23 protein-coding genes and 1 tRNA gene are annotated in these 23006 nt (G+C 46.7%); 13 read left to right on the top strand and 11 right to left on the bottom strand.

The window, feature by feature from the left end; all coding sequences use genetic code 11:
* Window positions 1–40: 40 nt before the first annotated feature.
* Window positions 41–727: a Bax inhibitor-1 family protein gene (locus HMPREF2675_RS07400; protein ID WP_070814594.1), complete on the bottom strand. Its 687-nt coding sequence runs from the start codon at window positions 725–727 to the stop codon at window positions 41–43.
* 163 nt (window positions 728–890) lie between these two features.
* Window positions 891–1166, bottom strand: coding sequence for an oxidative damage protection protein (locus tag HMPREF2675_RS07395; RefSeq protein ID WP_003682648.1), 276 nt, complete (start codon window positions 1164–1166; stop codon window positions 891–893).
* A gap of 127 nt (window positions 1167–1293) precedes the next feature.
* Here HMPREF2675_RS07395 and glnE point away from each other — a divergent pair, with 127 nt between their 5' ends.
* The 5 genes from glnE to HMPREF2675_RS07370 all read left to right on the top strand — a co-directional run bounded on the left by glnE (window position 1294) and on the right by HMPREF2675_RS07370 (window position 8951).
* Entirely contained in the window at window positions 1294–3978 is a 2685-nt protein-coding gene (gene glnE / locus HMPREF2675_RS07390) for a bifunctional [glutamate--ammonia ligase]-adenylyl-L-tyrosine phosphorylase/[glutamate--ammonia-ligase] adenylyltransferase (RefSeq protein ID WP_070814593.1), read from the top strand.
* A 267-nt stretch (window positions 3979–4245) separates the two neighbouring features.
* The gene (locus HMPREF2675_RS07385) at window positions 4246–5340 is read left to right on the top strand and encodes an FAD-dependent oxidoreductase (protein ID WP_070814592.1); all 1095 of its coding nucleotides are present in this window, start codon (window positions 4246–4248) and stop codon (window positions 5338–5340) included.
* Window positions 5341–5508: 168 nt separating this feature from the next.
* Window positions 5509–7572 (top strand): glycine--tRNA ligase subunit beta, encoded by a 2064-nt coding sequence (gene glyS / locus HMPREF2675_RS07380; RefSeq protein ID WP_070814591.1) that lies wholly within the window; start codon window positions 5509–5511, stop codon window positions 7570–7572.
* 164 nt (window positions 7573–7736) lie between these two features.
* Window positions 7737–8816 (top strand): iron-sulfur cluster carrier protein ApbC, encoded by a 1080-nt coding sequence (gene apbC / locus HMPREF2675_RS07375; RefSeq protein ID WP_070814590.1) that lies wholly within the window; start codon window positions 7737–7739, stop codon window positions 8814–8816.
* Between the two features lie 59 nt (window positions 8817–8875).
* A tRNA-Lys gene (locus HMPREF2675_RS07370) sits at window positions 8876–8951 on the top strand.
* Between the two features lie 37 nt (window positions 8952–8988).
* Here HMPREF2675_RS07370 and HMPREF2675_RS07365 read toward each other — a convergent pair.
* The 7 genes from HMPREF2675_RS07365 to HMPREF2675_RS11410 all read right to left on the bottom strand — a co-directional run bounded on the left by HMPREF2675_RS07365 (window position 8989) and on the right by HMPREF2675_RS11410 (window position 12661).
* Window positions 8989–9975: a tyrosine-type recombinase/integrase gene (locus HMPREF2675_RS07365; RefSeq protein ID WP_224783328.1), complete on the bottom strand. Its 987-nt coding sequence runs from the start codon at window positions 9973–9975 to the stop codon at window positions 8989–8991.
* A complete protein-coding gene (locus tag HMPREF2675_RS11060; protein ID WP_083301548.1) occupies window positions 9891–10220 on the bottom strand; it encodes a helix-turn-helix domain-containing protein in 330 nt (109 codons plus the stop codon). The genes HMPREF2675_RS07365 and HMPREF2675_RS11060 overlap by 85 nt, the downstream gene beginning before the upstream one ends.
* A gap of 3 nt (window positions 10221–10223) precedes the next feature.
* Window positions 10224–10478 (bottom strand): lipopolysaccharide heptosyltransferase, encoded by a 255-nt coding sequence (locus tag HMPREF2675_RS07360; RefSeq protein WP_070814588.1) that lies wholly within the window; start codon window positions 10476–10478, stop codon window positions 10224–10226.
* 8 nt (window positions 10479–10486) lie between these two features.
* Entirely contained in the window at window positions 10487–10921 is a 435-nt protein-coding gene (locus tag HMPREF2675_RS07355; RefSeq protein ID WP_070814587.1) for a hypothetical protein, read from the bottom strand.
* 1 nt (window position 10922) lies between these two features.
* Entirely contained in the window at window positions 10923–11681 is a 759-nt protein-coding gene (locus tag HMPREF2675_RS07350) for a P-loop NTPase family protein (RefSeq protein ID WP_070814586.1), read from the bottom strand.
* Window positions 11682–11831: 150 nt separating this feature from the next.
* Window positions 11832–12383: a TrbM/KikA/MpfK family conjugal transfer protein gene (locus tag HMPREF2675_RS07345; RefSeq protein WP_070814585.1), complete on the bottom strand. Its 552-nt coding sequence runs from the start codon at window positions 12381–12383 to the stop codon at window positions 11832–11834.
* A 110-nt stretch (window positions 12384–12493) separates the two neighbouring features.
* Window positions 12494–12661 (bottom strand): hypothetical protein, encoded by a 168-nt coding sequence (locus HMPREF2675_RS11410; protein WP_164836862.1) that lies wholly within the window; start codon window positions 12659–12661, stop codon window positions 12494–12496.
* Window positions 12662–12800: 139 nt separating this feature from the next.
* Between HMPREF2675_RS11410 and HMPREF2675_RS07340 the strand changes: the two genes are divergently transcribed.
* The gene (locus HMPREF2675_RS07340) at window positions 12801–13421 is read left to right on the top strand and encodes a hypothetical protein (protein ID WP_070814584.1); all 621 of its coding nucleotides are present in this window, start codon (window positions 12801–12803) and stop codon (window positions 13419–13421) included.
* A 1238-nt stretch (window positions 13422–14659) separates the two neighbouring features.
* Here the strand turns inward: HMPREF2675_RS07340 and HMPREF2675_RS07335 are convergent.
* Complete coding sequence (locus HMPREF2675_RS07335) at window positions 14660–15292, bottom strand: LexA family transcriptional regulator (protein WP_049351606.1); 633 nt, start codon at window positions 15290–15292, stop codon at window positions 14660–14662.
* 112 nt (window positions 15293–15404) lie between these two features.
* Between HMPREF2675_RS07335 and HMPREF2675_RS07330 the strand changes: the two genes are divergently transcribed.
* Both HMPREF2675_RS07330 and HMPREF2675_RS07325 read left to right on the top strand, forming a co-directional pair.
* Window positions 15405–15620 (top strand): helix-turn-helix transcriptional regulator, encoded by a 216-nt coding sequence (locus HMPREF2675_RS07330; RefSeq protein ID WP_049351607.1) that lies wholly within the window; start codon window positions 15405–15407, stop codon window positions 15618–15620.
* Window positions 15621–15622: 2 nt separating this feature from the next.
* Window positions 15623–16390, top strand: coding sequence for a hypothetical protein (locus HMPREF2675_RS07325; protein WP_049351608.1), 768 nt, complete (start codon window positions 15623–15625; stop codon window positions 16388–16390).
* Between the two features lie 594 nt (window positions 16391–16984).
* Here HMPREF2675_RS07325 and HMPREF2675_RS07320 read toward each other — a convergent pair.
* Complete coding sequence (locus HMPREF2675_RS07320; protein ID WP_070814583.1) at window positions 16985–17368, bottom strand: hypothetical protein; 384 nt, start codon at window positions 17366–17368, stop codon at window positions 16985–16987.
* 728 nt (window positions 17369–18096) lie between these two features.
* Here HMPREF2675_RS07320 and HMPREF2675_RS07315 point away from each other — a divergent pair.
* The 5 genes from HMPREF2675_RS07315 to HMPREF2675_RS07295 all read left to right on the top strand — a co-directional run bounded on the left by HMPREF2675_RS07315 (window position 18097) and on the right by HMPREF2675_RS07295 (window position 22473).
* The gene (locus HMPREF2675_RS07315; protein WP_070814582.1) at window positions 18097–18495 is read left to right on the top strand and encodes a phosphoglycerate kinase; all 399 of its coding nucleotides are present in this window, start codon (window positions 18097–18099) and stop codon (window positions 18493–18495) included.
* Window positions 18496–18548: 53 nt separating this feature from the next.
* On the top strand, window positions 18549–19337 hold the full coding sequence (locus tag HMPREF2675_RS07310; RefSeq protein ID WP_070814581.1) for an N-6 DNA methylase: 789 nt from the start codon (window positions 18549–18551) through the stop codon (window positions 19335–19337).
* Window positions 19338–19351: 14 nt separating this feature from the next.
* A complete protein-coding gene (locus HMPREF2675_RS07305; protein WP_225905459.1) occupies window positions 19352–19663 on the top strand; it encodes a hypothetical protein in 312 nt (103 codons plus the stop codon).
* 368 nt (window positions 19664–20031) lie between these two features.
* A complete protein-coding gene (locus tag HMPREF2675_RS11600; protein ID WP_225905458.1) occupies window positions 20032–20376 on the top strand; it encodes a hypothetical protein in 345 nt (114 codons plus the stop codon).
* A 297-nt stretch (window positions 20377–20673) separates the two neighbouring features.
* Window positions 20674–22473, top strand: coding sequence for a ShlB/FhaC/HecB family hemolysin secretion/activation protein (locus tag HMPREF2675_RS07295; RefSeq protein ID WP_070814580.1), 1800 nt, complete (start codon window positions 20674–20676; stop codon window positions 22471–22473).
* Window positions 22474–23006 lie beyond the last annotated feature (533 nt).

The raw sequence follows: 23006 nt of genomic DNA, 5'->3' as shown, positions 1-23006 counted from the left end.
AAAAGGCCGTCTGAAATTTCAGACGGCCTTTGCGGCTTGATCAGTCGTCACCGCTGAGAGAGATGAGGATTCTCAAGAGGCTGCTGAAAATATTGTAGAGGGAGATGAAGATGGTCAGCGCTGCGCTGATGTGGCTGTCTTCGCCGCCGTCGATGACGGTACGCACCTGCCACATAATCATCAGGGAACTGAAGACAACGAAGCCGGCCGCGATGGTCAGGCTCAGGGCAGGGATGTTGAGGAAGATGTTGGCCACAACGGCAATCATGAGCACGATGGCGCCGGCTCCGAGGAAGCTGCCGAGTTTGTTCATGTTCATTGTGGTGCGGCGTGCCATGGCGGACATGGTGAAGAATACACCGGCGGTCATGGCGGCGGCCGTACCGACGATTTGTGCACCGTTGTTAATCGCCAGGGCGTATTGCAGCATAGGGCTGATGGCAAGGCCCATGCCGAAAGTGAAGATCATCAACAGGGCGATGCCGACGTTGCTGTAACGGTTTTTCTCGATCAGGAAGGTCATGCCGTAGAAGAAGCCGAAGAAGGCGGCCAGGGCAACATAGTATGAGCCGAACATGGCGAAAATGTTAAAGCCTGTTTTGGCGGAAAAGAATGCGCCGGCAATGGCAGGAATGAAAGACAGGCCGAGCAGGCGGTAGGTTTTTTGCAGGACGGTATTTTTGGCAACCGAGCCTTGCGAGGTATAGTCGTAAACGTCGTTTTGCATGGCGTTTGCTCCAGTGTGGATTGAAAATGAATGAAATTTGGATTTTAACAGAAAATCATGGGTTTGTATGATTTATCTGTTCTATTTGTCTAATATGCGGGGCAATCGGGAATTTTAAAGGCCGTCTGAAAATCGGGTTTCAGACGGCCTCGGCGTTTAATGCTTATTTAGGCTCTTGCGGAACGTAGCCTTGTACGGCATCTGCGCCGTCGCCGAAGAAATATTGTTCCATCTGCTGGGCGAGGTATTCGCGCGCGCGCGGATCGGCAAGGCTTAAGCGGTTTTCATTGATGAGCATGGTTTGGTGGCGGGTCCATGCCATCCATGCTTCTTGGGAAACGTTTTCGAAGATGCGTTTGCCCAGCTCGTTGGGCAGCGGCGGAAATTTCATGCCTTCGGCTTCTTTGCCGAGTTTGACGCAGTGAACCATACGGGTCATGGCGGTTTCCTTATGATGGGTTGCAAAGTTGGTATTTTAGCCGATTGCACGGATAGGGGAAAGCGTGGGTTTCAGACGGCCTGAAACCTTGCTATGATGGTCTTTTCTGTTTATTCAGGCAAAGATTATGAACCGCCTCGACACTGCCCGCCGTTATTCCCTGTTTCTCGCCCGCAACCTTGATTCAGGCAAACTCAAGCCCGAAATCTTCCTGCCCATGCTGGACAAGGTGTTGACCGAATCTGATTTCCAAGCCTTTGCCGATTGGGGCAAAATCCGCGCGGAAGAAAATGAGGAGGAATTGGCACGGCAGTTGCGCGAGTTGCGCCGTTATGTGGTGTCGCAGATTATCGTGCGCGATATCAACCGCATCAGCGATTTGAACGAAGTTACCCGTACGATTACGTTGTTTGCGGATTTTGCCGTCAATACCGCGTTGGACTTTTCCTACGCCTATTATCAGGATATGTACGGCACGCCGATCGGGCGTTATACCAAATCGCCGCAGCATTTGAGCGTGGTGGCGATGGGCAAGGCGGGCGGCTATGAGCTGAACGTGTCTTCCGACATCGATTTGATTTTCGTCTATCCCGAATCGGGCGACACCGACGGCAGGCGCGAGCGGGGCAATCAGGAATTTTTCACCAAAGTCGGGCAGAAACTGATTGCGCTGCTGAACGACATCACCGCCGACGGGCAAGTGTTCCGCGTCGATATGCGGCTGCGGCCGGACGGCGATTCGGGCGCGTTAGTATTGAGCGAAACCGCGCTGGAGCAATATTTGATTACGCAGGGGCGCGAATGGGAACGCTACGCGTGGTGCAAAGGCCGTGTGGTTACGCCGTATCCGAACGACATCAAAGCGCTGGTGCGCCCCTTTGTGTTCCGCAAATATCTGGATTACAGCGCATATGAAGCAATGCGTAACCTGCACCGCCAAATCCGCAGCGAAGTCAGCAAAAAAGGCATGGCGGACAACATCAAACTCGGCGCTGGCGGCATCCGCGAAGTCGAATTTATCGCCCAGATTTTTCAGATGATACGCGGCGGACAAATGCGCGCGCTGCAACTGAAAGGCACGCAGGAAACGCTGAAGAAACTTGCCGAGCTGGGCATCATGCCGTCTGCAAACGTCGAAACCCTGCTGTCCGCCTACCGATTCCTGCGCGACGTCGAACACCGCCTGCAATACTGGGACGACCAGCAAACCCAAACCCTGCCGACCTCGCCCGAACAGCAACAACTGCTCGCCGAAAGCATGGGTTTCGACAGCTATGCCGCTTTTTCAGACGGCCTCAATGTTCATCGGAACAAGGTCAATCAGTTGTTTAACGAAATCTTGAGCGAACCCGAAGAGCAAACGCAAAGCAACAGCGAATGGCAATGGGCATGGCAGGAAAAACCTGACGAAGAAGAACGGCTAGGCCGTCTGAAAGAATATGGGTTTGATGCCGAAACCATTGCCACGCGACTCGACCAAATCCGCAACGGCCATAAATACCGCCACCTTTCTGCACACGCCCAGCCGCGTTTTGACGCCATTGTGCCGTTGTTGGTACAGGCGGCGGCCGAGCAACCCAACCCGACCGACACATTAATGCGGCTGTTTGACTTCCTCGAAAACATCAGCCGCCGCTCCGCCTATCTCGCCTTTCTCAACGAGCATCCGCAAACCCTGGCGCAACTGGCGCAGATCATGAGCCAAAGCTCATGGGTGGCGGCGTATCTGAGCAAATATCCGATTCTGCTGGACGAACTCATCAGCGCCCAGCTTTTGGATACCGCGTTCGACTGGCAAGCCCTCGCCGCCGCTCTTTCAGACGACCTCAAAGCCTGCGGCGGCGACACCGAAGCGCAAATGGACACCCTGCGCCGCTTCCAGCACGCCCAAGTCTTCCGCCTCGCCGTCCAAGACCTCGCCGGACTGTGGACAGTAGAATCCCTCTCCGACCAACTCTCCGCCCTTGCCGACACCATACTCGCCGCCGCCGTGTCGTGTGCGTGGGCGGATATGCCCAAAAAACACCGCGACACGCCGCAATTTGCCATCATCGGCTACGGCAAACTCGGCGGTAAAGAGCTCAGCTATTCCTCCGACCTCGACCTCGTCTACCTCTACGACGATCCCCATCCCGACGCAGGCGACGTGTACAGCCGCCTCGCCCGCCGCCTGACCAACTGGCTTTCTGCAGCCACCGGCGCAGGCAGCCTCTACGAAACCGACCTGCGCCTGCGCCCTAATGGCGACGCCGGTTTCCTCGCCCACAGCATCGCCGCCTTTGAAAAATACCAGCGCGAAAACGCATGGACGTGGGAACATCAATCCCTTACCCGCGCCCGTTTTATCTGCGGTACGCCTGATGTTCAGACGGCCTTCGACCGCATTCGCACCGAAATGCTGACCGCCGAACGCGACCAAATCGTTTTAGCAGGCGAAATCATCGAAATGCGCGAAAAAATGTTCCCCACCCATCCGCCGGTTGACAGCAACGTCAAATACGCACGCGGCGGCGTGGTCGACGTCGAATTTATCGTCCAATACCTCATCCTTGCCCATGCCCGCCAGTATCCGCAACTCTTGGACAACTACGGCAACATTGCTCTCTTGAACATCGCTGCCGACTGCGGCCTCATCGACAAAACCTTCGCCGAACAAAGCCGCACCGCCTACCGCTTCTACCGCCAGCAGCAGCACAACACCAAACTGCGAGATGCCAAAAAAACCGAAGTGACGGACGAATTGCTGACTCACTACGGCAACGTGCGAAAACTATGGCAGGAAGTATTCGGGGCAGAAGTGAAGTTCGGATAAACAGGCGGGCGTATTCAGCGTCAAAAGCCTGCACGGCAACACAATTTACTGCCACAACAAACTCACTCTAAATAGTAGGTTTTATGTAAAGAAGATATTTTTATAAAAGCTGATTGGCTGTTGAGGGAAGATTTTTGTTCACGTATTACTGATTCAGCCCGAGCATAATCTGCAAAAACTGTTCTCATTTTGTGTCGATATTGTGATAAAGCAAAACAAGTTCTAAAATATGCAGTTCATTTTCATATTAAAAACAAGGAGAAACTGATGTCTAAGATTGCTGTACTCGGCGGCGGCCTTTCCGGTCGCCTTATCGCGTTTCAATTGGCAGAGCAGGGCGTGGCGGTAGAGTTGTTTGAGAAAGGCGAACGTAACGGCGCACAAGCCGCAGCCTATGTTGCCGCCGCCATGCTGGCGCCTTCTTCCGAGGCGGTGGAGGCAACGCCTGAAGTCATCCGTTTGGGCAGGCAGAGTTTCGCGCTGTGGCGCGGTATTTTAGGCCGTCTGAATACGCCGGTGATGATGCAGGAAAACGGCAGCCTGATTGTCTGGCACACGCAGGACAAGCCGCTTTCCGCCGAGTTTGCCCGTCATTTGAAGCGCGGCGGCGTGGCAGAACATGAAACTATACGTTGGAACACGGATGAAATTGCGGCCAACGAGCCGCAACTGGCAGGGCGGTTTTCAGACGGCCTGTATCTGCCGACAGAAGGGCAGTTGGACGGACGGCAGGTATTGAATGCGCTTGCCGATGCTTTGGAATCAATGAATGTGGCGTGTCATTGGTCGTGCGAACGCGAAGTCGAAGATTTGGCGGAGCAATACGATTGGGTCATCGACTGCCGCGGTTATGGTGCAAAAGCAGCATGGAACAGGCCGTCTGAAAGCCAATTGCGCGGCATACGCGGCGAAGTGGCGCGCGTTTACGCACCCGAAGTCGAGTTGTCCCGCCCCGTGCGCCTGCTGCATCCGCGCTATCCTTTGTATATCGCGCCGAAGGAAAACCATATTTTTGTGATTGGTGCGACCCAAATCGAAAGCGAAAGCCAAGCGCCGGCCAGCGTGCGTTCCGGTTTGGAACTTTTGTCCGCGCTGTACGCCGTGCATCCGGCATTTGGCGAGGCGAACCTTTTGGAATTGGCCACCGGCCTGCGCCCGACTTTAAACCACCACAACCCCGAAATCCGCTTCAACCGCGAACGCCGCCTGATTGAAGTCAACGGCCTGTTCCGCCACGGCTTTATGATTTCTCCGGCCGTGACCGGCGCGGCCGTGCGTTTGGCCGGTGCGCTGTTTGCCGGAAGCGACATTCCCGAATATGACGAAACCAGCGGTTTGCCGTATATCCGCGCTACGAATTGAAGCCGTTGCGGACGAAGTTGCTTGAAAATCGGGCAAATTGTTTGTGAAAGACAGCCACAGGCCGTCTGAAAATGATAAAATCGCCGTCAATTCAATTAACCTTGCGTCTGAAAACCGCATGATGCCGTATTCAGACGCCAAACCAATTTCCTATTTAACGATAAGCACATGACAACCCAAACCCTTTTAATCGAACTTCTCACTGAAGAACTCCCGCCAAAAGCCCTCAATAATCTGGGCAACCATTTTGCCGCTTCCGTTGCCGAAGGCTTGGAAAAAGCGCAACTGATTGACGGCGCAGCCGAATACACTGCCTACGCTTCTCCGCGCCGTTTGGCCGTTCAAGTCAAAAACGTGAAAGCCGTTCAAGCCGATCAAAAAATCGTGAAAAAAGGCCCGGCCGTGGCGAATGCCATGAAAGACGGTGCGCCGACTAAGGCTTTGGAAGGTTTTGCGCGCGGTGCGGGTGCGAAAATTGAAGACTTGACCATCATCAACGACGGCAAGCAAGACGTGTATGCCTACGAATACGTCCAAACCGGCAAACCGCTGGGCGAGCTTTTGGAAGACATCATCAATGCCGCAGTGAAAAAACTGCCGATTCCGAAAGTCATGCGTTGGGGCAGCAGCACGTTTACCTTCGTTCGTCCTGTTCACGGGCTAATTGTGCTGCACGGCGACGACATCGTGAATGTCAGCGTTTTGGGCCTGCAAAGCGGCAATCAAACCCTGGGACACCGCTTCCTTTCCAGCGGCGAAATTACCATTGAAAACGCCGACAGCTACGCCGCCCAAATGCGCGAGCAAGGCAAAGTAGAAGCATCGTTTGCCGAACGCAAAGCCGCCATTCAGACGGCCTTGAACGAGCAGGCAGGCCGTCTGAACGCGACCGTTGCCGCCGATGAAGCATTGTTGGACGAAGTGACCGCATTGGTCGAATGGCCTGTGGTATTGGAAGCCGGTTTTGAAGAACACTTCCTCGCCGTGCCGCAGGAATGCCTGATTCTGACCATGCAGCAAAACCAAAAATACTTCCCGCTGCTCGACCAAAACGGCAAGCTGATGAACCGCTTCCTGCTGGTCTCCAACCTGCAAACCGAAGACCCGTCGCACATCATCCAAGGCAACGAACGCGTCTTGCGCGCGCGCCTGTCTGATGCCGAGTTCTTCTACAAACAAGACCAAAAAGCGACTTTGGAAAGCCGCCTGCCCAAGCTGGCGAACGTGGTGTATCACAACAAAATCGGTTCGCAGGCCGAACGCATCGAACGCCTGCAAAGCATCGCCGCCCACATCGCCAAAGCTTTGGGTGCGGATGTCGCCGCAGCCGAACGCGCCGCACGTTTGGCCAAAGCCGACTTGGTTACCGAAATGGTCGGCGAGTTCCCCGAATTGCAAGGCACAATGGGCAAATACTACGCCCGCTTGGACGGCGAAACCGAAGAAATCGCCGAAGCCATCGAGCAACACTACCAACCGCGTTTTGCCGGCGACAATCTGCCGAACGGCAAAGTGGCCACCGCCGTTGCTTTGGCCGACAAACTGGAAACCTTGGTCGGCATTTGGGGCATCGGTCTGATTCCGACGGGCGACAAAGACCCTTACGCCCTGCGCCGCGCCGCCTTGGGTATTTTGCGTATGCTGATGCAGTACGGTTTGGACGTAAACGAACTGATTCAGACGGCCTTCAACAGCTTCCCGCAAGGTTTGCTCAATGAGAAAACGCCGTCTGAAACCGCCGATTTCATGCAGGCGCGTTTGGCCGTGTTGTTGCAAAACGATTATCCGCAAGACATCGTTGCCGCCGTATTGGCGAAACAGCCGCGCCGTTTGGACGACGTAGTGGCCAAACTGCAAGCCGTTACCGCGTTCAAACAGCTTCCCGAAGCAGCCGCATTGGCCGCAGCCAACAAACGCGTGCAAAACCTGCTGAAAAAAGCCGATGCCGAGTTGGGCGCGGTTAACGAAAACCTGTTGCAACAAGACGAAGAAAAAGCCCTGTATGCCGCCGCGCAAGGTTTGCAGCCGAAAATCTCCGCCGCCGTTGCCGAAGGCAATTTCCAAACTGCCTTGTCCGAACTGGCTTCCGTCAAACCGCAAGTCGATGCCTTCTTCGACGGCGTGATGGTGATGGCCGAAGATGCCGCCGTGAAACAAAACCGTTTGAACCTGTTGAACCGCTTGGCAGAACAAATGAACGCAGTTGCCGACATTGCGCTCTTGAGCGAATAAGGCCGCGTTTCAGTTGCCCCTCTTTTCAGGCTGCCCGATGTTTCAGGCAGCCTGAAGTTTTTCGGGCGTATCCCTTACATGGCGTTCAAGGGTATAATTCAGCAGATTTGTCAGGCAGGCAAATCGCGCACATCAAACAATTTCCCACATTCAAGAGGCAGATTATGAATATTCCAGCCATCCGAACCGCACTCGATGCCGTGTTGATTCCCACCACAATACGCACTTTGGGCAGCGAAAAAGCCGTTTCGCTTCTGGAAGAACGTTCAGACGGCCTGCATATCGGCCTGAAATTCGCGTTCCCGGTTGCCCATATTGCCGCAGACATTGCCAACGCCGTTCAAGAAGCCGTTATTTCGCATACCGGCGATACCCACATTCACTTGAGTATCGATACCGAAATCGGTACGCATAAAGTCCAACCCGGCGTAGCAACCATCAAAGGCGTGAAAAACATCATCGCCGTAGCATCGGGCAAAGGCGGCGTCGGCAAATCAACGACCACTGCCAACCTTGCCACCGCAATGGCCAGAATGGGCGCGCGCGTCGGCGTACTCGATGCCGACCTGTACGGCCCAAGCCAGCCCACCATGCTCGGCGTACAAGACCGCAAACCCGACCAACAAAACAAAAAACTCATTCCCGTTGAAGCCGAAAGCGGCATTCAAGTGATGTCCATCGGTTTCCTGGTCGATACCGACCAAGCCGTCGTTTGGCGCGGCCCAATGGTCAGCCAAGCCTTGCAACAACTTATGTTCCAAAGCGAATGGGACAATGTCGATTATCTCTTCATCGACCTGCCGCCCGGTACCGGCGATATCCAATTGACCCTGTCGCAAAAAATCCCCGTAACCGGCTCCGTTGTCGTTACCACGCCGCAAGACATCGCCCTGATTGATGCACGCAAAGCCGTGGATATGTTCAACAAAGTCAATATTCCGATTTTGGGCGTTTTGGAAAACATGTCTGTCCATATTTGCACCAACTGCGGCCATGCTGAAGCAATCTTCGGCGCAGAAGGCGGCAAAAACTTGGCAGAGCGTTTGAATGTACCGTTGCTCGGCCAACTTCCCTTGAGCCTGCCTGTGCGCGTAGCCATGGACAGCGGCACGTCTTCTGCCTTGTTTGAAAACAACCAAACCATCGCCGACATCTATACCGAAGCCGCCTTCCAAATCGCACTGGCCATTGCCGATAAAGGCAAAGACTTCAGCAGCCGCTTCCCGAAAATCGTCGTCGAATAAAAAAGTTTAAAAAAGGTGTTGACAGCTGTGTGCCCCATCTCTATAATGCACAGCTTATCGGGTCGTTAGCTCAGTCGGTAGAGCAGCGGACTTTTAATCCGTTGGTCGAGCGTTCGAATCGCTCACGACCCACCACTTTTCCTAAGCCTAAACAATTGTTTAGGCTTTTTTCTTAGCCACCGCCTATATTGGGGTGTGCCTGTTTTGTGTCGAAACCAAGACCGACACTGTCTAATATAGCCGCGTGTCCGTGCAAATGTTCGGGGGCTAGATGGGCATACTTCTGAACCATCCCGACATTTTCCCAACCACCCATTTCCTGCAAAGCGGCGAGCGGAACTCCGGCTTGTACCAACCAACTTGCCCATGTATGCCTCAGATCGTGCCATCTGAAATCAACAATGCCTGCCTGAGACAATGCGTTTTTCCAAATACGCGAGCTGATGCTTTTCACGGGTTTACCGTTTGGTAGAGTAAAAACAAAAGATGGATGTTTGCCCATCCGTTTTTCCAATATACCGAGTGCCGTCTGATTCAGGGCAACGCCGATAGCGCGTCCTGCTTTGGCTTCGTCGGCCTCAATCCATGCCGTCTTGCGGCTTAGATTGATCTGCGACCACTTCAGCCCCAGTACATTGCGTTGCCGCAAGCCTGTCGCCAAGCTGAACACTGCCATATCAGCTAAATACTCCGGCAGGGCATCAATCAGCTTTTGGGCTTCTTCATGCTTCAGCCAACGGATACGGCGTTTGGCTTCACGATACAGTTTCAACTTAGGCACATTGTCCAGCCAGCCCCATTCTTTTTCCGCCTTATTCAAAATCGATCGGATTAAGGCAAGATAGCGATTTTTGGTACTATCCGAACAAGTCATGCGGTTAATAGTCTGCATGATGAAATCACGGCTCATATGGTGCAAGAAGATACCTCTGAAATGAACTAGACAGCGCAAACGGCTTATATCATCCCTGATGCTTTTCTTGTCCCCCATCTCTTCAATCCACCGAACTGCCGCTTCATCCCACAGTCGTTTCGGTTTTTCGTTGAAATTTTCCTGCTGCCACAATTCATGTTTCAGTTTGTCATGCAGCCTTTGGGCTTCATTTTTGTCTTTGGTGCGAGAAGATTGTCTAATTCTTTGACCGCTTTGCGTTGTGATGTCAATGTAATAGACGCCATTTTCGCGTTTATAGATCGGCATTTTTGTTCACTCCTACTTTCGAGTGAAGCCAGCATCCGCGCATTTTCCAGTTCGTTTATAAATGCGTCAAGTGCGGGCTGCGTGATACAGTATTTCCGTCCGGGCATGGAGGCTGCCAAACGGCCGGAGCGGATATGTTCCCGTATAGTTTCGGGATGGCATTTGCAGTATTGAGCCGCTTCTTTCACGTCATATGTCTTCATGGATTACCTCGATATTTCATAAACCGTGTAGGGCGCGTTTTCCTGTAGTAGCGACAGCCGTCTAACTGCCGCATATCGCTTGATACGGGATTCCAACACTAAAAAGTTGTTTCGGTCGATATAAAACAGCAGGCAGAGATAACCCTGCCTGTCTGCTTCGAGTGGAACGAGACGGAAGTGAGGAAACTGTTCATCCTTTGGATTAAACAGGGCGCTTACTTTTACGGTAACAACTTCTACACTCTTCTCTATCAGCATAAAGTTCCCTAAACAAATTTCAGAACAAGTATGGAACAGAAGAAAATCAGTGCCGCAACTAACCATGACCGGTTTATCTTCGTTGTTACTTCGTCAAGGTATCCCTTCATTTGTTTGTCAATTTTGGCTTGGATTGAGGCGTACAACTTGCCTTCACTTTCAGCTAGCTCTTTACCATACCCTGCTAGAAGATCTGCCATAATCTGTTCACGATAAGTCTTCAAATCTTCAGCAATTTGAACTGCCGTTTTCAACGGTTCTTCGATTTCTGAAGTAATTCCGTCAAAATCCTCACAAGTACGGTTACGTTGTTCTTCAAACAAGGCTTTCAACCGGCTTTCCTGTACCAACAGAATAGCAATAACCGGGTCGTCTGCTGTAAGTTTGATACCTGAAACCCGGAACACGTCGGCAATAATGGCATCTACTTCTGCTTTTCCCATATCATGCCTCTGATTTTTCCGGTTGGCGTTGAGTAGCCAAAAACTCTATTTGATCCAGTTGTTCATACAACTCACGCTGTACCGTACGCAGACGTTGGCGAGGCATCAAGCCAAATTCACCTGAAGTTTGTGCTTCAGTTAAAGTCAGGTTTTTGGTTGTCATTTCCTTTATATCTGCACCAAACGTATCAGGGTTGCGATGTGAAATATGTACCACGCCGATAATACGATCCTTGTATTGCTTATAAACACCAAATTCTTCAAACGGTTTATCTTTAGTTACCACACCTTGAAAGTCGTTAAGCCAAATAACCACTTCAGCCTGTAAAGCATTTAACGTTTGCACCAAACCTGTAATACAGTCATCAAGAGCCTGTCCACCTACAAGTGGTACATGAATAATCATGCGGATACCGTTTTCGGCCAAGAAGGATGGTACTTCGTTTTCTGCCATATAAGACATCAATGGCACAAAAGTAGCAGCCCCGTTGTCAATGACAGCAATACCTTCCTCGTTTACCAGCTTCTCAATCAATCCATCAAAATAGCGGGAATCAATATTATTACTGTCATTTAAAATATCGATTACTTCAGGATTTAACGCCGAGAAACGGCTAAAAGAAGGATTTATGGGATCAGTATCAAAGCAATGCAGTTGCTCTCCACTGGCTTTTGCTTTGAGGTAGTCACCTAAAAAACTTGCAATCGTTGATTTACCAACGCCGCCTTTACCTTGTGCAATAAAATGGACTTCTTTCATGGCATAACCTTTCGTTTGTTCAAATGATTTTTTACAAAAAGAAACCTGCTCGTCCCTGAACAAGTTTGTGTTTGTAAAAAAAGCAGCCCTATATAGCAGGGCTGCCGAAGCTGCTAAACATTTATGCCTATGTAGAGCAGGAGTGAAGATTTAACGAATATCTACCCAGCGATCACCATTCTTCTCTTCGCCGACATATCGTACTTTATCGCCCGCAGTCGTCCATCCGTGGTCGTAATAAGCCTTGCAGTATTCCGGTTTATCAGGTCTGACGTAAAACTTTTTAACCATCTGGCAATTTTCATCAGACGTATATTGTCGGCCAAAACGATATTTGTTTTTTTGTTCGCATACCTTCTCAAACCTTGAATAACGCATCATGCGGTTCAACTCTTGAGCATCACACCGGCCAGCTCCATTTGCAATTGCATCAACCAAACCCGACATTTCGGCACTTTCCGAACTACTCGGACACATTTTTAAAAAGTTACGACGCGCCTTGATCGTATTGCCCAATTTTTTGTGGCGAATCGAAAAATATCGTCTAATAGAAGACGCACATTCGCTTGGACGATCACCTGATGACAGACATAAAATTGCCTCACACGCCAAGCGCGTATCGCCTGTAAGCACATCGTCAGCATAAGTCGCCGGCGCTGCTCCCAGTAACGCCGCAATTAACAAACCCAAAGATTTTTTCATACACACACCTTTTCCATATTGAAATAAAAGACGAAAAAAAGGATAATCTGCGTACCCCTACGAGATCATCCATCTAAACTTAAAGCCGCTTTTGAATGAAAGCGGCTTTTTCATTGCCAAACAACTGTGCGAACTTGGAACTTACATCCATCCTGAACGATATTCACACATAAATCACCATTACCTTTCATCAACAGATCAACCTGTTTAGATGCGGCTCTCATACTATGATAAGTACCAATAATGATTTGCTTAACGGGCTTGCGGATCTTTTTCATGTTACTTCCTTTCGCTTTTAGATGAAGTGAAGGTCGTCTGAAACCATTTTCAGACGACCTTGAGAATAGGCGGGCATTTCTCTACCCGTGTTAAGATTGGATTACCACATCTTCTCTTTACACGAAACAAGAAATGCCCATGAAAAACAATCAAAAAGAGTTATTTGAAAATATTACTATCAGTGTTGTTTATGGCTCGCTTTTGATAAAAAGTATGCCTCTATTTATTTTTTTATGCGTGATATTTTCCGCTTGGCAGCTATGGGAAAACCATAGTGAAATCTCAATAAAATTTAAATGGACGTGGAAACTATTTGTTTCTTCAGCACTTGCATTATTTATCGCCAAAATAATTTCGATCCATCATTTCAATCACAAATATGGGATCTATCCCGAATATCTTAACTATTCAATTTCTGTATGGACTATCATCACTGCTATTACGTTTTTAACACTTCCAATCTTGTGGCATATACTCAAACTCATGATAGAGGGTAGAAATGCCCCGTTATTTAAATCTTTTAAAAAAGGTATCTATGCAATAACACTCTTAATTATGTGGGGGCTTATTATCAAAGCATATGATAAAGCTACCGAGTATGATCGCTGGCCACTCATGTTGGATGCGTACAGCTATTCCGACTGCAAAACAAGTCAAGGTAGTATTGCCATACGAAAAGATGATACAACGTGTTACCGATTCATACTTAGCTATCCACTCAAAATAGAGATGCAGGAATATCCATCACCTAAACCATGAGGAGCAACCGTGGCATGAGCCGACATCCAAGGATAACCAAATAATCATTTCCGATATAATCCACACCTGAAATCCGATGGCTATCGTTGTCAAAGCTGATTGCCTATCGTACTCTTTCCAGCCTCGGAATATATAGAATGAATGCAACAACGCCCATGTTAAAATTATAGACAGTCTGATTTTATTGCAGCAGTCCACTTATCATTCATCTCCAGAAGATTATTGCAGGGCTTTCACCTGCTCCCCGACCTATTGCCGGTAGTCAGCCTTATCAGGACATCGCTCAAAACAGTAGGGTGTGATAAATACCATACTGCCGATTTTTACCCTCCCGCTACTGCTTACTGATTCACAGGCAAAGTGCTTGTACAGAACATCACACACGGACGGTTTCGGAACCGCTCAGTCTTTTTACTCCGAGCCACTGAGTTGCCCGCCACCCTATAATGTAGCCAGGCGGTAGAAAAAACTAATTTGGAATATGTTTTAAGACAAATTTATCTTATAATGCGTTTTTTCGTCATTTGTCATAATGACACCATTGAACTATAATAAACTATCTGATTATTTCAGATGAACCCAAACGGAAACCCGCTTCTTGCACAAGCGGGCTTGGATTTGGATACATGTTTAAAGACGGGTAGCGCCGTCTGAACATTTGGGCATTTGCCCTACCGGACTTTTCCGATAAATACCCGCTCACGGCGGGGAATATAAAAATCAAAATGTGTTTTGCAGCTTGTCCGCAGATTATCGCTGCTGCATCGGGAGTACGTCCCGATTAAGAAATACGTCCAACTTGCCGCCTGTTACCGGACCCCACTGGGCAACCCGGATGCGCGGCATTTTTTTTTGGCAGGTCAGATGCTGCCCGCAACCGTTTGTCCGATTTACCCAAAGGCTCGATCACCTTTTTTACGCATGATGTTTCAGTCTTTTCAGGCCAAAACATCTCCGAAGGCCGGTTGCTTCGTTCCAAATATTTAAAGATCTTTCTGCGTTATTTGCAGAATATATTTGCATTATAAGCAGATTATTTTCTGCGTCAAGTGCAAATTTGCATTTTGATGAAAATAAAAAGGCCGTCTGAAAATTCAGACGGCCTTTTTATTGGGCAGTTGAAGATTATCCGTGAACATTGACCACTATTCCTGAATAACAGAGTGATTCATTCAAAAATAACTTTGGATTTACAGAAACTCCTTGCAAATCATTATTCAGGTTGGAGATAGGTGTAATTATTTTCTTCTATATTTTCGATGCTCAACCATGACCCCCAACGTTTTCAACTCAGAGTGGGAAGAATGGAAAATTTCAAAATCTTCATTTAATGGATATAACTCAAAAACTTTTTTTCCATCAATAATGCCACGGGCACGATATTTCCTGAAAAAAATATCCTGACCATTACTTGTTGCCAAAACAAAGTCTCCAGCTTCGGCTTGCAAAGTTGGGTCTAAGATAATCTTATCGCCTACCTGAAAATCCGGACTCATGCTTAAGTCATTTATCTCGAATGAAAAAGATTGTGCCGAAATTGTTTCTTCAGTTATCAACCATTCGTCGATTTTTAAAAATTCAACATGACTTTGGATTTTATCCCAATCTAATATTTGCTGCTTATTTAACAAAGGAATCCTATGATAGCCAGATGGAAGAGAAATATCCTTTGCTATATGAGATGACATCAAGTCAACAGGGGAGCAGTTTAAGGCTTTAGCAATTACACTTATCTTTTCAGTAGTCAAGGATTGTTGACCTCTTTCTATTCTTGAGAGGTTACCAGTATCCGAACCAATTTCAAGAGCTAATTGCTCAAGAGTCATTTTTAATTCTTTTCGCCTAGCGCGAATGTTTTGTCCAATATCCATTCTTGCATTCTCTAATTCTGCGTGAAATACATCAAAGCTGTGAAAGCAGAATAGCCTTGTTATTTTTCTGCGTTTAACGCATAATAAAAAAGTTTTTAGTAGGAATCAGATTATGACTTCACCTTTAAAATTAGCTCGCCTAGGGCGAAAACTGACGTTGGAACAAGTTGCCGAATTGGTTGGCAGCGATAGTGGGAATATTTCCAGAATTGAAAGAGCGAAACAAATCCCGAATAGAGATTTGGCAGCAAAGCTGGTTGAGTTATTCAGAGAAGATGGACTCACGGAGGTTCATCTTTTTTATCCAGAACGGTTTGAAACCAAATAACGATGCTCACAGCCGAAATCCGCCACCACATAACAACGGACTTCGTGTTTTACCGCGAGTTCGGGCTTTTGTGCGGCTCCAATATTCAGGCAGCGACATTATTGTCAGGGCTGTTTTGGTGGAGCGACGTGGCCGATAAAGAACCAAAACGTCAGGGTTGGTTTTATAAAACCGCTTCCCAGCTGTTCGATGAGTTCGGACTGACACGGCGTGGCTATGAAAAGGCAAGAAAATTCCTATCCAGCAAAGGCGTTATCCAATGCCGACGTGCAGGTGTACACGGCAGGATGCACTGGCAGCTCAATAAAGAGCGTCTGTTAGAGTTATGCTATCTTGTCAAAGGTAAACCAGTGCCGCAATTCAACAGCCGTTACCATCTCGACATCGACAATTTCCGTCTTGAAAAGTGGATCAATCTCGATCTTTGGAATGACTTCCTCAAAATGCGTTCCGAAAAAGGCAAGTCAGTCACAATTAAGCAGAAAAAAATCCTGCTCAAACAGCTTAAAGACCTCAAAAACAAAAACTACGACCTCAATGCCGTGATGCAGAAATCGATTCTGAACGGCTGGGCAGGCTTCTATCCATCCGACCGTTCCCCAAACATCCCTGCGCCACCGACGTCCGAAGCGGCCACGCGCAAAGCTATGGCGGAATACGAAGCGCAAATCAAACAATCCGCCGACCCGCCGCCCGATACAGGCGGACAGCGGAATCCTGACAATCCTAATCGTCAAAATCTCATAAATTACTACAAGAAAAAACAGTAATCATCAGGCTGTTGGCACCGCCACGCCCAAACGCTGCTCCGGCAGCTTTTTTTGCGTTTTTTGCCGGTAGATATGCCACCTAAAAGGCTGTTTTGTCTGTTTCCCTCAACAATTTGAGATGTGATGGGCTGTTTTTCTGCTTCGTTTACCTATTTTTATCCGAATCAAATTTAAAGAATAAGTTTTAATGTTGAATATAAGTATCTGAAAATATTATGTTTGTACATATTGAACAAAGAACTTTGGCTTTAGAAGACAGAGAACTTTGTCCGTATAGGACGGCCTTTATACAAAGACCACATCCACAGACCACTATCAAAAAATATTACAGGCTCGCGCCTGACTGTTTTTTGTGCAATTTATGATGGATGTAGATGGATATTGACGTTTGAGAGGATATAGACTCTTTTTGAGGGAGAGATATGTACAGGTTTTGTGGATAAATCGTTAGAAACATGTACAGGGCAGAACAGGAGGAATTTGTGTAGATTAACCTGTGAGGAAGCGCAGTTTTACCGCTGATACACCCGAAGATTTAGCATATTTGAAATTATTTTTTTGAGTAAAGGCCGTCTGAAAATTCAGACGGCTTTTTCATTTGTAGTCCTTTGGATTAATCGGATTTTGCCAATCAAATTTGTTCTTTCCGAAATTGGATTGAGCCAAAGTTTCTTTTGGCTTTTCAGGTTCAGAAACGGGGCTTTTTGAATTAGTTAATTTATTATCATTTTGAGATTTTTCTACCTTCTTTTCAGCTCCTAAATTCATTTTTTGAAGCCGGGAACGGATGAATCGATTTAATGCCTGTTGGCTTACTCTTACATTTTTCTTTTCAGCCAAAAACTGCAATATCAGTTTTTCAGTAAACCCAAGCTGCTTCATTTTTAAAATTTCATCTTTATAAGGCTCCAGTACGGATCGTTTCCCTGGACTCAATTTTTTTTCATACGATTTGATGAAATCTTCTAAATCACTCATACACACCTCTTACAACATCAAAACAACATTAATACAACCTATTTTACAACCCATACAACACTTATACAACATTAATACAACCTATTACAACAATAAACAACTAAAAACAACATTTAAACAACATCTATACAACAAATATACAAACATATTTACAACATAAATACAACATTATTACAACAATAAAACAACATATACAACAATAAAACAACATATACAACATTAAAACAACCACTGTACAACCTATTTACAACGTATATACAACTAAACAACAACACATATACAACAATTAAACAACAAATACCTCCTCTCCGCGCGTACTTCTTCTCTCAAAAAAGGATATTGGCTAAGTACCAATAAATTTTAACTACAACGCAGGATAGGCAACGAGTGCCAAAAAACGCACTAAATGCGTTTTTCAATTCCGCCCAACAAGGCGGAAACGCCGCAAAGCGGCTGAAGGTTTAAACAACCATCGGGGGCATCTGCCGCCGTGTTGTTGGTTGATGTCTAAATTTCAAAGCGCAAAAAGTCCAAACCAAGACAAGTGTCTCTGCACGTCTTCCACCTTTTCCACCACGCCACAGAAGGCGCACCGGACAAAGATGAAAGCCGCACAAAGCCAGTCTGGACTTTTTGCGCTTTGAAATTTTTAACGACATCACAACACGGCGGCAGATGCCCCCGATGGTTGTTTATTTATGAATGAACATTTATGAAAGGACTATCAGATGGGATTAGATATGTATGGCTATACCATGGAAGCCGAGTTTGTCGGCGACCGTCAAACCGATGTGAATGTGAGTGAAGATGAACGCGAAGAAGCAGCACTGAATCATTTTGCCTACTGGCGAAAATTTAACCATCTTCATGGTTGGATGGAAAACTTATATCGTCAAAAAGGCGGAAAAGCTGAAGTCTTTAATTGCTGCACTGTTCGGCTAGAACTTGAAGATTTAGACCGTCTGGAATCTGATTTAAATGAAGAAAAATTGGAATACACGCCGGGCTTTTTCTTTGGAGACGATGAGATATATCCCGAAGACATTACAGAAACTAAAAACTTTATTGCAAATGCCCGTCTAGCAATAGCTACGGGACAAGCAGTGTTTTATGACAGTTGGTGGTAATGGTACACGGTTTCAGGCGGTAAAGGCCGTCTGAAACCATAGGGAGCAAGAAGATGGAAAACACTGTTAAAGAGCTGAAAAAACGTATTTATTCGTTTGGTGCTGCATACAAACCCTCTGATGTTTTTCGTGATTTCGTAGAGCTGGCAGCCCTTGCGATTTTTAATAGTTATATGCGGGATGATGATTGGGAAATACGCGAGGAACGATACCATACTATCCGCCGAGAATATAAAGAAGAGGCTTTTAAAATCTTTCCTGAGCTGTTGGGCGTTTTGGCTTCGGGCTGCATTAGAGCGGTGAACGTCGGAAGCTACGAAGATTTTTTGGGTGAGCTTTATATGGACTTGGGAGCGTCGAACGAGCGTAACGGACAGTTTTTTACGCCAATGTCTATATCAAGAGTGATGGCAAAACTGGCGGGAATTGACACGGTGGAGAAGCTGGAGAATAAAAGATTTGTTTCTTTACTTGAGCCATGTTGTGGCAGTGGTGCGAATCTGCTTGCTTTCGCCGAACATATCGCCGATAGCGGAAAAATTCCAAGCTTACATATGGCAGCGGTTGCGGTAGATATTGATGTTTTATGTGTGTGGATGTGTTTTGTGCAATGTCATTTTTACGGTATCCCCGCAAAAATCATACATGGAGACAGTATAAAAAACGAATTTCATACGGCATGGCGGACGGTGCATTGGTTGCGTGGCGGTTTTGAAGACTATATGAAAGCCGAAATTGAAGCCGACAAAAAAGCCGCTTTCGACGCAAAACAGCACAGCCAAGACGAAACGAAGATAACCGCCCCTTTGTTGACTTTGGAAGAACAGTTGGTCTTGTTTTAAGGAAAGGAAGAAGCGTGATGATTCAAGATGTGAAAAAAGTGGATTATGACAAAATGTTTTCTGAATGCCTAAAAAGTAAAATTCCAACTGAAACGAGGCTGGATACCGAAGCCCTAATTAATCTATTAATGTTGGAAAATGTTTCTGAAATTGAAGTGAGCATTAGAAAAGGTTGTATAAGAGCAACACATTTTATAGGTTCTGACAAAAAATATATCTATGACACAGGTATTGATGATGAAGAAATTCAATGGGAAATTGAAGATTTCAAGGCTATTTATCCGCATACATGGTGGACGGTAGAGCAGGTTATTTACAATGACTAAGATATAAAGGTTGTCTGAAACGGCGATTTCAGACGACCTTTATATGCTGAAGGGAAATTAACGGAAAGAAACGCCCGCCGCAGCCCCGTTACCGCCTCTCAAGGTTCGGCAGAAACGTCCCCACGCCCCCAAGAGAAAAACAGACTTAGGCAACTTTTCCGGCACCTTCGGCAGCCTGCAAAATTGCCATGCCTATTTTTCTCTTGCCCCCTACGGCGGGCTTTTTTATTTATGAAAAATTAGTACTATTCAATCTAGTAGCTGACAGCTCTTAAAACTGGAGCTATTTAGACAAAATATCTGCCTTTGTCGATTTTGATCGGTGTTTAACGTGGGCTGGGATGAAAAATAACACATAAGGAAAACTAATGCTTTTACTACGGCGTGAACACATTGATAGGTTGTTTGATATGTTAATAGCAAACCGCAGGTTTGATACCCCATTTAAAATTACGGAGTACGATGGTGGGATGAATTTTTTGGGCGCGTTTGGCGAAGTCCCAGTACACGAGCTTGGAAATCGATCGACGACATTGTGCTTCGAATGGAAAGGGGAAATCTCTGAACCACGAGATACCCATGATATTGCGGGGATGAAGCCAAACATTCTTTATGACTTTAACGGATCAGGAAGGCACTTTGATAACCTTGATCCACGTTACCTGCTTCCTGTGGGTTCAAAAAGGGCTGATACTGAAGCATATCGTAATTAATGACGAAGACGAGCTTTTGAGGATTTGGTGTAACCGACGAAAAATTTATTTTTACCGATACCGACTATTGAAAGCCATCCCAATTGTGCGAAACATTTTATTGCATAAGGCATGGCAGGAAATTTACCGGATAAATGAAATGTGTCGTAACACTTCATTTGAAATTGCCATATGCAACCGCCTAATGTAAGATGAATAAACATACAACCGAGTTTTCATCTGCTAGAGCTAATATAAGGTCTATTTTTTGGTCATTACTATAATTGTCCACTTACATTATTTAACTTAATTAATTCTATGAACCCCTTCTTTTCCTCCCAAGCCATATTTCCTCCATTATCACTATTATTCCTATCATTGATAGCTGCCTTTCCTGTCCCAACATCAGCCGCTCCCACTCCCGAAGCCATTTCACAACAACAGGACATTCTCCAGCGTCAACGGGAGAAGCAGCTGCGTGAACAGATGTTGCCTGAACAAGATGTGCGTTTAGATGATGCTGATACAGGTAGGGAGAAGATGGCAACACAGGCAGGTAGTGCAAATTCGGATGAAGCAAGCCCATGCTTTCCTATTTCTGAAGTGGAATTGGTAGGTAAAGGAGCCGCTAAATTTCGATTTGCGCTCAACCAGGCTTTGCGCCAAACACATTTTGTTCCCGGCAAGTGTTTGCATGCGGGCGATATCAATCAAATCATGTCTTTGGCGCAAAATGCGTTGATCGGCAGGGGGTATACCACGACACGTATTTTGGCTGCGCCACAAAATTTGAATAGTGGCAAGCTTCAATTAACACTGATGCCGGGCTATCTGCGCTTCATACGAATCGATAGATCTAATGATGCCCAAACCCACGCTGAACGCATTGCAGCATTCCAAAACAAATTTCCCACCCGCTCAGACAATCTGTTGAATCTGCGTGATTTAGAACAAGGACTGGAAAATCTTAAACGGCTCCCAACAGCAGAAGTCGATATCCAAATCATTCCCGTAGAGGACGAACCAAATCAAAGTGATGTTGTGGTGCAATGGCAGCAACGTTTGTTGCCCTACCGTGTAAGTGTAGGCGTGGATAATTCAGGCAGTAAAGCAACGGGGAAATATCAAGGAAATATCACTTTCTCTGCTGACAATCCTTTTGGACTGAGTGATATGTTTTATGTAAATTATGGACGTTCAATTGGCGATACGCCCAATGAGGAAAATTTTGACGGCCATCGCAAAGAAAGCGGATCGAACAATTACGCAGTACATTATTCAGTTCCTTTCAGCAAATGGACATGGGCATTCAATCATAACGGCTACCGTTACCATCAGGCAGTTGCTGGATTATCAGAAGTGTATGATTATAATGGAAAAAGTTATAATACTGATTTCGGCTTCAACCGTCTTTTGTATCGTGATGCCAAACGCAAAACTTATCTCGGTGTAAAACTGTGGACAAGGGAAACAAAAAGCTATATTGATGATGCCGAACTGACTGTACAAAGGCGTAAAACTGCAGGTTGGTTGGCAGAACTTTCCCACAAAGAATATATCGGCCGCAGTACGGCAGATTTTAAGTTGAAATATAAACGCGGTACCGGCATGAAAGATGCTCTGCGCGCACCCGAAGAAGCCTTTAACGAAGGCTCGTCACGTATGAAAATTTGGACGGCTTCGGCTGATGTAAACATTCCTTTTCAAATCGGTAACCAGCTATTTGCCTACGATACATCTGTTCACGCACAATGGAACAAAACCCCGTTAACATCGCAAGACAAACTGGCCATCGGCGGCCGCTACACCGTGCGTGGCTTTGATGGTGAAATGAGTTTGTCGGCTGAGCGAGGCTGGTATTGGCGCAACGATTTGAGTTGGCAATTTAAACCAGGCCATCAACTTTATTTTGGGGCTGATGTGGGACATGTTTCAGGACAATCCGCTCAATGGTTGTTGGGGCAAACTTTAGCTGGTACAGCAATGGGGATACGCGGACAAATGAAGCTTGGCGGAAACCTACATTACGATATATTTACCGGCCGCGCATTGAAAAAACCCGAATTTTTCCAATCAAAGAAATGGGCAAGCGGTTTTCAGATAAGCTATACGTTTTAAAACAGTATCGTCAAATGAGCTATAAGGAAGAGATAATAAAATTTGATAATAGCTGAGACCCTGCAAAATACCTCTCTTCACCTATTTACTGACAGCCAAAAACCTGTGTTGGGGTTCAGCTGTTGGGGGAAAAGGAATTTTGCAAAGGTCTCAGGATGTGTGTTGTTATACAGGTAAGTAAAGGCCGTCTGAAACGGTTTTTCTGTTTTCAGACGGCCTCTTAGCTCAAACCTTGAGAACTGCATACGTGCGTTCCGCACATCCTACGTATTGAGTTTAGGTTTCATATGGCCACGGCTTGCTTTCCAAATATGCTTTTATTTCATACATTAGATTATTTATATTAGGGGAAACTACATTTCCTGTTTTTCCTATTATTTGCCAAATTCCTTAATAACTTTATTTTCAGCAAGCCGTAGCCTGCATTAAACCTGTGCAGGTAAGGTGTGTGCGGTACGCATGCGGGCTTTGAGTGTGATAAAAAAGATCGTCTGAAACAAGTTTCCGGCTTTCAGACGACCTTTTGCCAAATA

It is taken from the genome of Neisseria sp. HMSC061H08 (assembly GCF_001836795.1).
Taxonomy (GTDB): domain Bacteria; phylum Pseudomonadota; class Gammaproteobacteria; order Burkholderiales; family Neisseriaceae; genus Neisseria; species Neisseria subflava_A.
The sequence above is the reverse complement of the archived record's forward strand: the minus strand, read 5'-3'. Positions and strand labels throughout refer to the sequence as shown.

Excerpts from the sequence above, each read along its gene's own strand:
- HMPREF2675_RS11410 (WP_164836862.1), bottom strand. The coding sequence starts at position 12,661 with ATGAAAAAGATCCGCAAGCCCGTTAAGCAAATCATTATTGGTACTTAT.
- HMPREF2675_RS07295 (WP_070814580.1), top strand. The coding sequence starts at position 20,674 with ATGAACCCCTTCTTTTCCTCCCAAGCCATATTTCCTCCATTATCACTA.
- HMPREF2675_RS07345 (WP_070814585.1), bottom strand. The coding sequence starts at position 12,383 with ATGAAAAAATCTTTGGGTTTGTTAATTGCGGCGTTACTGGGAGCAGCG.
- HMPREF2675_RS07330 (WP_049351607.1), top strand. The coding sequence starts at position 15,405 with ATGACTTCACCTTTAAAATTAGCTCGCCTAGGGCGAAAACTGACGTTG.
- HMPREF2675_RS07310 (WP_070814581.1), top strand. The coding sequence starts at position 18,549 with ATGGAAAACACTGTTAAAGAGCTGAAAAAACGTATTTATTCGTTTGGT.
- HMPREF2675_RS07315 (WP_070814582.1), top strand. The coding sequence starts at position 18,097 with ATGGGATTAGATATGTATGGCTATACCATGGAAGCCGAGTTTGTCGGC.
- glnE (WP_070814593.1), top strand. The coding sequence starts at position 1,294 with ATGAACCGCCTCGACACTGCCCGCCGTTATTCCCTGTTTCTCGCCCGC.
- HMPREF2675_RS07360 (WP_070814588.1), bottom strand. The coding sequence starts at position 10,478 with ATGCTGATAGAGAAGAGTGTAGAAGTTGTTACCGTAAAAGTAAGCGCC.
- HMPREF2675_RS07355 (WP_070814587.1), bottom strand. The coding sequence starts at position 10,921 with ATGGGAAAAGCAGAAGTAGATGCCATTATTGCCGACGTGTTCCGGGTT.
- glyS (WP_070814591.1), top strand. The coding sequence starts at position 5,509 with ATGACAACCCAAACCCTTTTAATCGAACTTCTCACTGAAGAACTCCCG.
- HMPREF2675_RS07350 (WP_070814586.1), bottom strand. The coding sequence starts at position 11,681 with ATGAAAGAAGTCCATTTTATTGCACAAGGTAAAGGCGGCGTTGGTAAA.
- HMPREF2675_RS07335 (WP_049351606.1), bottom strand. The coding sequence starts at position 15,292 with ATGGATATTGGACAAAACATTCGCGCTAGGCGAAAAGAATTAAAAATG.
- HMPREF2675_RS07320 (WP_070814583.1), bottom strand. The coding sequence starts at position 17,368 with ATGAGTGATTTAGAAGATTTCATCAAATCGTATGAAAAAAAATTGAGT.
- HMPREF2675_RS07385 (WP_070814592.1), top strand. The coding sequence starts at position 4,246 with ATGTCTAAGATTGCTGTACTCGGCGGCGGCCTTTCCGGTCGCCTTATC.
- HMPREF2675_RS11600 (WP_225905458.1), top strand. The coding sequence starts at position 20,032 with ATGCTTTTACTACGGCGTGAACACATTGATAGGTTGTTTGATATGTTA.
- HMPREF2675_RS07325 (WP_049351608.1), top strand. The coding sequence starts at position 15,623 with ATGCTCACAGCCGAAATCCGCCACCACATAACAACGGACTTCGTGTTT.
- HMPREF2675_RS07340 (WP_070814584.1), top strand. The coding sequence starts at position 12,801 with ATGAAAAACAATCAAAAAGAGTTATTTGAAAATATTACTATCAGTGTT.
- HMPREF2675_RS11060 (WP_083301548.1), bottom strand. The coding sequence starts at position 10,220 with ATGAAGACATATGACGTGAAAGAAGCGGCTCAATACTGCAAATGCCAT.
- HMPREF2675_RS07395 (WP_003682648.1), bottom strand. The coding sequence starts at position 1,166 with ATGACCCGTATGGTTCACTGCGTCAAACTCGGCAAAGAAGCCGAAGGC.
- HMPREF2675_RS07400 (WP_070814594.1), bottom strand. The coding sequence starts at position 727 with ATGCAAAACGACGTTTACGACTATACCTCGCAAGGCTCGGTTGCCAAA.
- apbC (WP_070814590.1), top strand. The coding sequence starts at position 7,737 with ATGAATATTCCAGCCATCCGAACCGCACTCGATGCCGTGTTGATTCCC.